We start from the raw sequence: 12,544 nt of genomic DNA, 5'->3' as shown, positions 1-12,544 counted from the left end.
ACCTCTGAGGTTTAACAAATCTCAGAGGTCTAGATTATGCCGATGAGCCAACAAATTTAGAGGAGCTGGCTGACCAAAAAGCCGAGAATGTTGGTGTAGCCGCGCTGCACAAAGCTGGGCCAGCCATCACCCGGTACCAGTGGCGGGAACGACGATGCGCTTTCTTCGTTGAAGCGATTATTCATGCCCGTACCGTCCCACAAAATATCGGCCGTAGGAATCCCCAAATCACGCACGAACGGGTCAGCATCGTAGCCGTTGTTTTCGTAGATGTTGTCGTGTACCCAATTATTTTCGGGTAATGGGCCAACGTCTACTTCGTTGGTGTCAAACGCCCCTGTGCTAGTGAGGCTAAAGACGGCCACGCCCGTGGTTTTGTTGTTGCGAATTTCGTTGTTGTATACCTCGGCATTGTCTGTGGCTAGTAGCAGAATGCCCACGCCGGAGGGGGCAATGCCAGCAATGGCTCCGGGCGGCGCGAAGTTTTCATGGTTGTTGTCTTCCACGATGTTGTCGTAGACGAGAGTGTTGGCCGAAATTTTAGAGGTGAGTTGGGGCAGTAGCACCACAAAGATGCCAACGGTGTTATCGTAAGCGTGGTTGCTGTAAATTTCGCCATTGATGGTGTTTTCTAGCTCGATGCCCAGCACGTTGCCATACACCACGCTGTCGCGCACGATGACGTTTTCGCACTGCCCAGCATACACGCCTGCATCGTCCACGCCGGTGACTTCCACGCGCTCAATCAGCACGTCGGTGCTACGAACAGGGTAAACGCCGTAGGTACCCACGTTTTCGGCAAAAATATCGTGGAAGTGTACGCCAGTGACGCCCTCCACCAGAACGCCATTATCCGTGTAGTTGCGAACGTGTAGGTTGCCCACGGTGAAGTTATTGCCAGAGGCGATGACGGCTTCAGTAAGTTTGCCTTCGCCGTCAAAAATGGGCCACTCGCCCGCCTCGTTGGGGATGCCGCGCAGGGTGATGTTGTTGATATCTACGACGACGCGCTCGTGGTAGATGCCGTAGGGTATTTCGATGATGTCACCAGGGCGGGCGCGATCGACGGCCGTTTGCACACTTTCCCCTTCCTGCACCACAATTGTCATCGGTTCACGGTCACCTAAATCAATGCCTGTATTGCCACCTACGTTATGCGCCGCTACCTCAGCGCGTGCCGGGTTTTCAGTTGGAGAAATGACCGGGAGGCCGGAGGGAACGGCCGTTGGTACAGCAGGTATCCCACTCTCATCCGTCAGGGCATACAGGAAGGCCACCAAATCGAGCCGTTCCTGGTCCGTCAGGTCAAATCCTTGCACAAAAACGTCCACATTTTCTTGCCCGTGCAGGCGGCCGCCGCCGTCGGCGTAAAAATCAACCACATCCTCCAATGTTTCTAGTGAGCCGTTGTGCATGTATGGGGCCGTCAGGGCAATGTTCCGCAGTGATGGCACCTTGAACGCGCCCGTTGCGCCATCTTCCGAGATGGCAGCACGTCCTGGATCCTCACTTGGCACACCCACCACGCGGAAGGTGTCATTGGCAAAGGTGGGGGCGGTGTGACACTCAAAGCAGCGCGTCGCGCCAGAGCGGAACAGCGCCAGGCCGCGTCGCTGGCTTGGGGTCAGGGCGTCCACGTTGCCCGCTGCATACTGGTCGAACGGGCTGTTGTTGGTGATGAGGGTGCGCTGAAACGCCGCCAGCGCGTTTTCGATGTTGATCAGCGTCACGCCATCTTCAAAAGCGGCGTCGAACATGGTGGCATAGTCGCTGATCGCTGCTACTTCAGCCACCAGCGCGTCCGTGTCTATCACCCCCATCTCATCCGGGTGGGTAAGAGGAATTTCGGATTGGGCTTCGAGAGAGTCGAGACGGCCGTCCCAAAACAGATTTTGCGCGTAGCCAACGTTCCACAAGCCAGGCGTGTTGCGGCTAAGAACTGTTCCATCGGCACCAATGGCTAATTCCAGGCCGTCCGCAAAGCCCAAATCTGGCTGGTGGCAGGTGGCGCAGGCAATGTCGTTGTTTTCTGAGAGGATTGGATCGAAGAAGAGCAGATAGCCCAGTTCGGCTTTGGCATCGGTGGTGGGATTTGCGGCCGTTTCATTCAAAGCCGGAAATTCCCGCTGTAGCCCAGTGTACGACGGCTGCACGCTGCTGGCGCCCGCACCGTGATTATCCCCAACATTGGGGTCAGCTTTGGCAGGGATGGCAGATGCGACCAAAAAAATGATCAGCAGCACGCCAATCAGCACACCAAAAATACGAACGATCCATTTTAGAGCAGTGGACATGGGATTCTCCTCTTCACCGATGGTTTTAGTTTGCTAGTTATTAGCGAATTGTACCAGCAATTATCCCCCAATAACCAACGTGTTGTGAATGAACCCCGCTTATACGAAATCCGGTGGGTCTAGTTTGCTACATATTTTGATGCGTTTGTTGTGCAGAGTTGTTTCTCTGTTGTTCTCTTAGCAGTTGAACACAGACCAGCAGAGGTGGTTCCGCAATCGTTGGTCATCAAGCACGAGTTCGCGGATCGCCTTCGGAAGCTGGTCGCGCTGCCATTGGCATTCGAGGCGCCCTGCGCTTTCACCCTCCTCTTCCGGCACAGCAGCGCGAGCGGCCTTGATCGCATAGGCGGCTGCGCCAAGCTCATGCGCTGCGACGTGTGCGACGGCTGCAGCCTGACCAGCAGCGTACGCAGCATACCGTGCTGATCCACTCAGGCCTCTGGCTGCGGCGTTTGCATGAAAAGCTGCTCTGCGAGCCTGGGTCATTGTGATCTCGCCACGTACCCAGGCGCGAGTCTGTTCAACCGCTTGCCTCGGTCGTGTATCTTCAGGCTGAACGGACTCAAAGAAGGTAAGTACATGCTCGGCGCACAATGCCGCCCACAGGGCAAGGAGCTGGTGATCCGAATCGGTTAGGGTCCCGCCCCGGCGGATTGTCACGAACCGAGGGTCGCGGCGTTTTGGGAGGATCATGCTTATCACTCCTTCCGTTTGCCTAGCAATTATTTGAGGGTTTGCAGATAGGCAATGACAGCATCCAGTTCTTCACCAGTGAGCTGCTTGCTAAGGGAGGCTGGCATCAGGTTTTCGTACCCTTCCACCAAATAGGCTTCGGGCTGCATCACCGAGGTGAGCAAGTAAGTGTAAGCATCTTGCCCGTCAACGCGTGTTTCGGCAAGGCTAGCGATGCCCGCTAGTGAAGGGCCAACGATGATTGTGTCTTGAGAGGTGCTGTGGCAGGCACCACAATCGCGGGAAAAAACCTGCTTGCCCAGTTGGGCTTGTGGGCTCAGGGTAGGCAAGAAGGGTGGAGCAGACTCGGCTTCACCACCGCAAGCAACTAAAACCAGCAGGCAGAGAATGAGGAAATGTTTGAGGCGAACTGACATTTGGGGAGATGTAATTGAGTAATTAAGCAATTTGCTCACTATTTACACAATCACCTAATTGCTTTTTACGGACCGAACATGTCTAGCACAGGGGCATAGAAACAACGGCAGCCGTCAGGGTGGGAACAACCCTCCAGGGGAAGTTCGGGGGTCTCGTCAAATTCGTAGGCTCCTTCGGCAGCGCGACAGGCGGGGCAGCAATCCCGGTTGGCCATGATGCGAACGCGGGTTGCCAGCCCGTTTTTGATATTTTCCAACGCCTTCTTTTGCTCGGCGCGTTTGGTTGCAATTGCGTCCATGAATGGTTCCTCTAGCAGTAGGTCAATTTTACAAAATTGACTTACAAAGTTGGTATGTGACGCAGGGATTTTACGGGTAAGCGGCAGGGATGGCAAGGTGAAAAATGAACTTTACGAAATGAGAGCAGCGGGGGTGGCGCGGCGGCGAGTGGCGATGAGACGGCCGCTTCCGATCTGCTCTACGTAATGGGTCATTCGCTCGCAGGTGGCAACGAGGTTGTCAAAGGTGGGTTCGTCCAGCAGCAGTAGACGACTGTCTACCAGAGCGCGGACGCTAGCATGGTAGGGCGTATCGGCAAAGAGGGCGTACTCGCCAAAATGCTCGCCTGGCCCCAGCTTGCCAATGATCCGCTCCGTGCCATCTTCTATCACAAACACCTCAACTTCCCCCTCGGCGATGATGTAAAGGTGGCTACGGGGTGCGCCTTGCTCCACAAATTGCTCGGCGGTGGCCACCCGGCGTGGCTGTAGGCGGGCATCTACCGAGGCTAGTTCCTGCGGACTGAGGCTGCTGAAGAGCGGCATCTGCCGCAGCAGGCTGCGGGCCTGTGCGCCAGAGCTGACCTGCTGGGCCAGTGTCGTGTCGGCACGAAGCAGCGGATCGAAGTTGTCACGGTCAATGACCAGAGCCGTAACTGGGGTGAGGGCGCGGTAGGTAAACTGGTAGTCGCCGGTGCCTGCCAAAGCCGCATTGCCAAAGTAGCCGCCCACCGACAAGGTTGCCATCTGCACACCGTCGTGCAATACGCCGACTTCTCCTTCTTCAATAAGGTAAAAATGGGATGCTTCTCGTCCAGCGGTAGCGATGGTTTGGTTGGGGCGGGCTTTCCAGCGGCGCAGCACTTTGAGCAGTTCGCCAATGCCATCCTGGTCGAAGCCGGCAAAGATTTCTGCCTGGCGGATGAGTTCGCTGCGCTTGTCGCGGGCCAGGATGAAACCCTGGGCTAGCTGGGCTCCCCACTCCGTTTCGGCGAGGACGTGGCGGGCCAACGTTTCGGCATCTAGCCAATCGAGGCTGTCGTAGGCGGCTTGCCCGGCTTTGCGGGTGAAGGGGGTGCCAGCCAGATCATCAAGGCGGTCTACGGCCAGGAGAAGGGCGCGTTGGGCGTGCTGCCCAAGCTCCAAAATGGTGGCATCGGGGTCGAGGGCACCCAGCGCGGCCATCTGGGTTTGGATGACTCCCAACCGCCGCTGGCCAAATATGGTTTCGTAGCTGGTGAAAAGGGCATACATGAACTGATTGAAGCTGCTAATGAGCCGCTGCCGCTCGCTGAAGATGCCGGGTTCGCTGGATTCATCAATTTCGGCGCGGGTAAACTGGGCCAGCGTACCCAGCAGCAAATAGAGCAGGGCAGCGTAGAGCCAGACGGTGATGAGGGTGAAGTCTAGCTGGGGGTAAAGCTGCAGCCAGGGGGTGATGAGGATGGCAAGGCTGAACAACGCCCAGGGGATGGCAAAACGAGAGCGGGCAAAGTTGATGAGTAGGGGAGCCATCAGTGCCAGACCCAACGTAGTGCCTAAACAGATGATGGCGGTGGCAAGCCAGCGGCCGTTTCCCGCCAAATCTTCTACGCCTAAAAAGTAAGTCATCCCAGTGTAGGTGCCAATGCCTAGCAGGGCAAAAAGCGCCATCAGCAGCCTGTCGTTGGCAGCGAGGAAGCCAGGATTGATGGTGAACCAGGCAACGATGCCTGCGGCAAAAATTGCGCTTGCAGTGGCAATGAGGGCCAAATCGCGGCCAAACGTGCTGGGGCTAATCCAGGCGAGGGCAAGGGTGAGGGGAACGGCCGTTAACGCCCATACTGCCCACTGAAAGCGAGACCCAGGTAGCTGCCGCGCCACGCCGATTAGGGTCGCCGCCGTGCCGATATGCAGTAGCCAGGTAAAAATGCCCTGCCACAGGTTAATTTGCGTGGGCGTGAGCCAATTCAGCAGGAAGAAAACCAGTGGTGCGCCAAGAATAATGGGCAGGCCAAGCAACAGGGCGAGCACATCTGTGCGAGCAAGTAGCTGGCGGCGGGCTAGCCATTCCAACCCTGCCTGAATGCGGCTCCAGCCATACAAACCGAGATAGTAAAGGGCGGGGAGGATAAATACGGCCGTCATTAACCCCACAGCTAATTTGCCCCACCATTGGCCATTGTCCCACAGGCCCAGGAAGAAGCCGCGCAGGTATCCTTCCCAAAAAGTAAAGGCCAGCCAAAGTGCAAATATGGAGTAGATCAGCGCCAAGATACCAAAAAGTAAGAAGATGCGTTCTGGGCGCGAAAGCGATTGCCAAAATTTTTGGAGCGAGCCTGTTTCGCGCAAGCGGGGCCACGCTTCGTGGCGCAAAAATTGGAAGGCGCGGTCACGAAGGCCGGGCATTTCCAGCCAATCCATCAGCATAAAGTAGCCATCTAGCTCTAGCAGCGGGTTCAAATTTACAAGCACGCTGAGGTAGGCTAAAAAACCAACCTGAAAAAGAAATGTAGCCACCAGGGATTGTTGCAAGCCGTTGTCGTAGGCAGTAATTGCCATCAGCAAAATACCCATTAGCCCGCCAACTATCAGGCCGGAATATGGTCCAGCCCAGGAAACTTTGATGCGATCCAGCCGGGGCGAGAGCCAGGTGTCGCGGGTGTCTACAAAAAAGGCAGGCAGCCCCCAGTAGAGTAAAAAACCACCCCGATCCAGCTCGCGTCCGACGTGCTTGGTCATCAGGCCATGAGCAATTTCGTGTAGGCCAATGACAATCAGGTTGGCAATGATGAGGGTGACGACGCCGATGCCGCTACCAGTGATATTGAAGTTGCCGCCAAAATAACTAAGCCCAAAGAAAAATGCGCCAACCAATATTAATAAAAAGAGCAACGTTTGGCCGACGGGCCAAAAGAGTGGTTTGAGACGTTGGTAAAGTGGGGTAAAGAAATCGTCCAGGCCAGAGGTGGCGATTTCGGTATAGAGGAAGCTTTGCAGCAGTTTTTGCCCGCGGCTGGCGGGGGTGCGGGCGGCAAGTTCAGCTTCGATCTGATCGTACACTTTCACGTTGGGAGCTTGCAGGAAACGGCCGTCTTTCAATTCACCAATTAAGCTGTTGAGGTGACCAATGGGCAGGGTTTTGTAGCGTTTGAGGCTGTAAAAGAGCAGGTCTTTAATGGATTTACGGCCGTTCATTTGCCACCAAAGCGCATAATCCTCTTCACCCAGGCGCAAATATGATTTTGTTTCTGGCTCTTTGATGACGTAATAAATCTCTGAGCGAGATTGCAGCCGAGAAACGACAATGCGTGGATTGCGGAGTGGTTTGTAAGCGGTTGGATTGGTTGCTTCTTCCAGTGACTGCCAAAATTGCTCAGTGGGCATAACGTAAGTTTAGCATGTCTGGAAGGTCTGGTGAAGGGGGAAGTTGTGGCAAAAAAAGTTGAGTATAATTAATATGCGGTAGTAAAAGTGAAAAGGAGAAAATAAGATGGGATTCCTAAAAAAATTATTTGGTGGCGGTGAGCCAAAGAAGTACGTGGATAAGCAAGGTGTCTATTTTTATGTGGCTTGCGACAATTGTGGTTCCCGCGTGAAGGTGCGTGCCGACAAGCAGCATGATTTACAAAACACGGGTAGCGGCTATGAATGGCATAAAACCATTGTAGACAATCGCTGTTTTCGGCGGATTCGCACGGTAGTTCAGCTAAATGGTAATTATCAGATGACAAGCCACGAGATTACGGGCGGCCGTTTTATGACGCAAGAGGAGTTTGATGCAGCAGAAGCCGCTGCTGCCGCTGAGAACTAGATTATCCTACTTGGGCATTTAGAGGCTGTGTGAACTGTAGAATTTGTGTTAGCGCTTCCACTTTCACTGGCTTGCTGATGTAATCATCCATGCCGTTGGCTAAATAAGTTTCCCGGTCGCCAGCTAGCGCGTTGGCCGTAACAGCCACAATGTATGGCTGTGAATGAGGGGGCCAGGTTTCTCGTATTTTTCGGGTGGCCTGAATGCCGTCCATTTCTGGCATCTGTATATCCATCAGGATGAGATCGTACTGCTGATGGGCAAGTGCCTGAACTGCCTCTAACCCATTGTTGACCAAATCTGCCGAGTAGCCGAGGCGCTCTAGCATACGCAGCAGCACTTTCTGATTGATTACATTGTCTTCGGCCAACAAAATACGGAGTGGGTGGTTTGCTCCCAGTTGCTCATCGAACATGGGTTGCTTGTTGCCTCGGGCAGCTAAACGGCCGTGCTTTTCAAAAGTAGCTAGCAGCGCGTGAAGTTGCTGATGCAGCCCATTGAGGTGGTATGGCCGGCTTAGACAGTTCCTTTTAGGAATAGGATATGGTTTGCCAAAGGGTGTTAGCAGCAAAATAGGCAGGTTGGGTACGGCCGTTTGCATCCTTTGAAAAAATAGTTCAGGCTTTTGATCCATAAAAGTTGAATCCAAAATGAATATATCAAATGCTGGCCTTTGTTCTAAAATGGTGTTGAGCTCCTGAACATTGTTGGCACAGGCGACGGTTGCACCCCAGCTAATGAGTTGGCGACTTAAAACAAGGCGACTAGTTAGATTGGGATGAGCAATTAAAATGTGTTTATCCGAAAATGATTGAATTGACGTTACGGTTGCAGCCGAGTAAGAGGCCAAATTATTTGGTGTGATGGTGAAGTAGAAAGAGCTTCCTTTTCCCAGCTTGCTTTCTGCCCAAATTTCACCACCCATCATAGTGACTAGCTGTTTGCTAATTGCCAGCCCCAGACCTGTTCCCCCAAATTTTCGTGTTGTAGAAGAATCTACCTGGTTAAACGCTTCAAACAAATGGGCGATTTTTTCTTTTGGAATGCCAATGCCTGTATCGCGCACCATAAATTGAAGCTGATCACCGAAGGCAGTTTTTGTGACTCCCGCCCAAAGATTGATCTCGCCTTCGTGGGTAAATTTTACGCTGTTGTTTAGCAAGTTCAACAAAATTTGGCGCAGACGGGTGACATCACTTTGAATGATGGTTGGTACATCCGGCTCGATGTAGGTGTTGATGTGCAGGTTTTTTGCTGTTGCCTGGGCTGCTATCAGATCAATTGCTTCTTCAACACAATCTCGCAGAATGAAGGGCTGATTTTCCAATTCTAGCTTGCCAGAATCAATTTTGGAGAAGTCAAGTATATCGTTGATGATGGCGAGCAGCCCGTTGCCGCTGGAACGGGCTGTTTGTACATAGTCTTCTTGCTCATTAGAGAGAGAGGTGTCTAGCAGAAGGCTGGTCATGCCAATGACGGCATTAAGTGGTGTGCGTATCTCATGGCTCATGCTGGCCAAAAATTCAGATTTCACTCTGGCGGCCTCTTCTGCTGCAACTTTGGCGGTTTGGAGCTCTATTTCAGACTGTTTGCGCTGGGTGATGTCGTTAGCCACGCAGACGATGCTAGGTTGGTTGTTATTTTCTGTGTCGGGCATGATGCTGGTGGAAACGGCCGTATAAATCACATCGCCCGTTTTTGTGACAAACTTGATCTCCTTATCTCGCAGAGCAAATAAAGAGGAATCTAGCGCGGTTGGCATCTGCCAACTTGCACGATCTTCAGGTGCAGTGACAATTTGTAAAGGCTGCCCTAATAAATCTGCTTCTTCGTAGCCCAATATATCGGTTACAGCTTTGTTTATTTTTTCGATGCGTGTGTCTGGGGTGATAACAAAAAGCATATCCTGCATTGAGGCAATGATGTTGTCCACATATGTTTTAGACACTGTGGTGCGACGGAGCGTTTGCAGGGCATCATTTAACAAGGAATAACCGCGATCTATGCTGCCTACGGCCGTATACAGCAAAATCCCGGCTACAGTCACCGTAAAGAAAAGAATAGAAAAATCAGAAATCCGTGATGGTGGTGGAATGTAATTGGAAGTGATGCCAACCTGTTCCAAATAATACATTACCAGGAGGGTCATCAGGGTCAAGGCAAGGAAGCGTATTAGGGCTCTTTTTCCTAAAATGAGGCCTGATGTAATGAGCAACAAAATAAATGCAGCACCGTTGTTGTCCAGAATTCCCCCATACAACCAAGCATTTACAACCAGCCCTTGATAATAATTTGCCAGCATAAAATAGCCAGCAACTTTGAACCTGTTGGTATGCAGCAAAAATAAGGAAATAGAGCTTAAAGTGGCAACAACTATAAAAATGGTGACTGATTTTATCCAGTCATAAGGAAACAGGTATATAAACAGCGCACAGATAAGAAAGGCACTGACGACCAGAATGAGATTCATGGTCCAGGTAAGGTGCGCTGCCCGCGTTTTTTCTGAATCTGCGTATTGTGGTTTTTGCAAGAATATTCTAAATATCGTTTGCAGCATGTCTCGCTCCCATCCTACAAAAGTTAGCTACTAAACTTTTGCCCAGATGAGGTCTTGAAGTAGTTTTAGAGGCGGTGTCTACTGTCCAGATAAGTTAGAGGGGTATGTACACACAGCCTTTGTAAATATTAGATGATTGCTGTGCGTTAAGATATAGTCCATTCTCACTAGATGCGTGGGTTAATGATTTTCTTTTTAGGGCATGATGATTAATGGTTCTTTTACTCAAAGTGAGCTAGTCGAACGCCGTTGAGCGTTACCAGCAAGGATGCACCCATGTCGGCCAGAACCGCCAGCCACATTGTGCCGAAGCCAAACAAAACGGCAACCAAAAAGGCAGCCTTTAGCCCTAAGCTGAGGGCGATGTTGGTACGCACGGTGGCCATCGCTGCCCGGCTGAGGTGAATGGCGTAGGGGAGCTTGTTCAAATCGTCGTGCATTAGGGCAATGTCGGCCGTTTCCATTGCTTGGTCGGTGCCTGCTGCGCCCATGGCAATGCCTACTGTAGCGGAGGCCAGGGCTGGGGCGTCATTGATTCCGTCGCCCAGCATGGCCACACGGCCGTATTCCCCCCGCAACTGTTCAATTTTCTCCACCTTTTCTTCGGGCAGCAGGCTGGCAAATACGCGCTGGATGCCCGTTTGCCCGGCAATATTTTGGGCTGTTGCTTCATTGTCTCCCGTAAGCATGGCGGTTTGGATGTTGAGATTGTGCAGGTGGGCAACGGCCGTAGCTGCCTCCTCTCGTACCTGATCAGCCACCGTCAGATAGCCCAAATAGTGATCATTGACCGTGACCAACATAGCCGTCAAGCCATCGGCTTCGGCAGCGGAGATGTCGGCGCAGTGGGCATCGTGGGGCAGCGTACCGAAGGCGCGATGGTTGCCAATCATCACCTGCTGCCCTGCCACCGTGCCAGAGATGCCTGCGCCAATCTGCGCCTGCACATTTTTAGCAGGCGGGTACAAGTTTTGTACCTGATGCGACCCAGCAGCTTGCGCCACTGCTTGTGCCAGCGGATGCTCGCTAGATTGCTCAACGGCGTGGGTTAAGCCAAGCAAATCAATACATGGTGGGCAGCCGTTGCCTTCACAGTTGATTGATTGAAAGTGGGTGATAGCTGGTTTGCCCTGCGTGAGCGTCCCTGTTTTATCAAAGGCCACCAATTTGACCTGGCTGAGCGCTTCCAAATACGCACCGCCTTTGATAAGCACGCCATTTTTGGCAGCGTTGCTTAAGGCACTCACCAAACTCACAGGGATGCTAATGACTAGGGCGCAGGGGCAGGCAACTACCAGCAACGCCAGGGCGCGGTAGAGCCAGCCATTGGTGGGTGTGGCAGCATCAATAAACGGCTGCTGCCAAATGAGCGGCGGCAAAATTGCCACCAGCAGTGCAAGGATAACGACAGCGGGCGTGTAAACGCGGGCAAAGCGATCAATGAACCGCTGGGCAGGGGCACGGCGTTCTTGCGCTTCCTCGACCAGACGGATGAGGCGGCTGATGGTGCTGTCTTCGGCCAGATGGGTTACTTCCAGGTGCAGCGCGCCCGCACCGTTGATGCTGCTGGCGAATATATTGTCTCCCTGGTGCACGGCAACTGGGGCACTCTCGCCAGTGATCGTGGCCTGGTTCATTGTGGAGTTGCCGCTGAGGATACGGCCGTCTACCGGCACACGTTCTCCGGGTTTCACCACTACCGTTTCACCTAGCTTTAATTCAGCCACTGGCACTCGCTGTGGCTCATTTTCGTCACGCAACACGGTAGCGATTTGGGGCGTAACGCTCATTAGACTGCGTATGCTGTTGCGGGCGCGTACGGCCGTAAACCCTTCCAGTGCCTCGCCAATGGCAAACAACACCATCACCAACCCTGCTTCGGTGTAGGCGCCAATGAACAGTGCACCAACGGCAGCGATGGTCATCAGGGCGTTGATGGTGAGTTCGTGGTTGATGCGTAAGGAACGCCAGCCGCTGCGGGCGATGGGCACACCTGCCAGCACCAGCGCCGCCACCGAGGTGACGTTGAGCAGGGGATGCTCCCAGCCAAGCATGGGCAGCAGTTCATTAAAAAGCAGGCCGGGCAAAATGAGCAAGGCGCCCACCAGTGCCAGCGTTGTTTCTTGCCGCTGGCGCATAAATTGCCAAAAGTTGAGCGGAACGGCCGTTTCTGACCTAGTTTCCGGGGCAGCCACATCGTAGCCTAGCTCTTGAATGCGGCCAATGATTTGTTGGGGAACGGCCGTACCCACCACGCGCAAAGTTTCAGTTGTGAAGTTTAACTGGCAGCTTTCTACACCAGCCAGCTTGGCGACACCATTTTCCACCGTTTGGGCGCAGCTAGCGCAATCCATACCCGTGACGCGGTATGTTTGTTGGTTGCTCATTGAGGTTGACTCCTTTTAATAGTGGCTGATTGCTAGTGGTTAGTTATTTGTTGCTAATACTAACCTAAGTTGCTACCTTAACAGTCAAAAATGGTGAAGTCCATGAAAGCCAAGTAAAGTGGGTTT

Annotated in this window: 8 protein-coding genes; 1 reads left to right on the top strand and 7 read right to left on the bottom strand. The window is 53.0% G+C overall.

Features of this window, described 5'->3' with window-relative positions:
- Nucleotides 1-56 precede the first annotated feature (56 nt).
- The 5 genes from ACOQPM_RS04555 to ACOQPM_RS04535 all read right to left on the bottom strand — a co-directional run bounded on the left by ACOQPM_RS04555 (nucleotide 57) and on the right by ACOQPM_RS04535 (nucleotide 7,047).
- Nucleotides 57-2,294 (bottom strand): parallel beta-helix domain-containing protein, encoded by a 2,238-nt coding sequence (locus ACOQPM_RS04555; RefSeq protein ID WP_420628045.1) that lies wholly within the window; start codon nucleotides 2,292-2,294, stop codon nucleotides 57-59.
- 177 nt (nucleotides 2,295-2,471) lie between these two features.
- Nucleotides 2,472-2,987: a putative immunity protein gene (locus ACOQPM_RS04550; RefSeq protein ID WP_420628044.1), complete on the bottom strand. Its 516-nt coding sequence runs from the start codon at nucleotides 2,985-2,987 to the stop codon at nucleotides 2,472-2,474.
- A gap of 29 nt (nucleotides 2,988-3,016) precedes the next feature.
- Nucleotides 3,017-3,442: a c-type cytochrome gene (locus ACOQPM_RS04545; RefSeq protein ID WP_420628043.1), complete on the bottom strand. Its 426-nt coding sequence runs from the start codon at nucleotides 3,440-3,442 to the stop codon at nucleotides 3,017-3,019.
- A 26-nt stretch (nucleotides 3,443-3,468) separates the two neighbouring features.
- Nucleotides 3,469-3,702 carry a hypothetical protein gene (locus tag ACOQPM_RS04540; protein ID WP_420628042.1) on the bottom strand — a complete coding sequence of 78 codons (234 nt, stop codon included), beginning with the start codon at nucleotides 3,700-3,702 and terminating at the stop codon, nucleotides 3,469-3,471.
- Between the two features lie 111 nt (nucleotides 3,703-3,813).
- Entirely contained in the window at nucleotides 3,814-7,047 is a 3,234-nt protein-coding gene (locus ACOQPM_RS04535; RefSeq protein WP_420628041.1) for a cyclic nucleotide-binding domain-containing protein, read from the bottom strand.
- Between the two features lie 106 nt (nucleotides 7,048-7,153).
- On the opposite strand from ACOQPM_RS04535, the gene ACOQPM_RS04530 reads away from it, so the two are divergent.
- Nucleotides 7,154-7,474: a hypothetical protein gene (locus ACOQPM_RS04530; protein WP_420628040.1), complete on the top strand. Its 321-nt coding sequence runs from the start codon at nucleotides 7,154-7,156 to the stop codon at nucleotides 7,472-7,474.
- Between the two features lies 1 nt (nucleotide 7,475).
- Here the strand turns inward: ACOQPM_RS04530 and ACOQPM_RS04525 are convergent, their stop codons facing one another.
- Entirely contained in the window at nucleotides 7,476-10,031 is a 2,556-nt protein-coding gene (locus tag ACOQPM_RS04525; RefSeq protein ID WP_420628039.1) for a response regulator, read from the bottom strand.
- Nucleotides 10,032-10,252: 221 nt separating this feature from the next.
- On the bottom strand, nucleotides 10,253-12,418 hold the full coding sequence (locus tag ACOQPM_RS04520; protein ID WP_420628038.1) for a heavy metal translocating P-type ATPase: 2,166 nt from the start codon (nucleotides 12,416-12,418) through the stop codon (nucleotides 10,253-10,255).
- Nucleotides 12,419-12,544: the final 126 nt, after the last annotated feature.

The organism is Candidatus Leptofilum sp., assembly GCF_965223525.1.
GTDB lineage: Bacteria > Chloroflexota > Anaerolineae > Promineifilales > Promineifilaceae > Leptofilum.
This window is presented reverse-complemented; position numbering and strand designations above follow the sequence as displayed.

Coding starts and splice junctions, on each gene's coding strand:
- ACOQPM_RS04555 (WP_420628045.1), bottom strand. CDS start 2,294: ATGTCCACTGCTCTAAAATGGATCGTTCGTATTTTTGGTGTGCTGATT.
- ACOQPM_RS04550 (WP_420628044.1), bottom strand. CDS start 2,987: ATGATCCTCCCAAAACGCCGCGACCCTCGGTTCGTGACAATCCGCCGG.
- ACOQPM_RS04540 (WP_420628042.1), bottom strand. CDS start 3,702: ATGGACGCAATTGCAACCAAACGCGCCGAGCAAAAGAAGGCGTTGGAA.
- ACOQPM_RS04535 (WP_420628041.1), bottom strand. CDS start 7,047: ATGCCCACTGAGCAATTTTGGCAGTCACTGGAAGAAGCAACCAATCCA.
- ACOQPM_RS04530 (WP_420628040.1), top strand. CDS start 7,154: ATGGGATTCCTAAAAAAATTATTTGGTGGCGGTGAGCCAAAGAAGTAC.
- ACOQPM_RS04525 (WP_420628039.1), bottom strand. CDS start 10,031: ATGCTGCAAACGATATTTAGAATATTCTTGCAAAAACCACAATACGCA.
- ACOQPM_RS04520 (WP_420628038.1), bottom strand. CDS start 12,418: ATGAGCAACCAACAAACATACCGCGTCACGGGTATGGATTGCGCTAGC.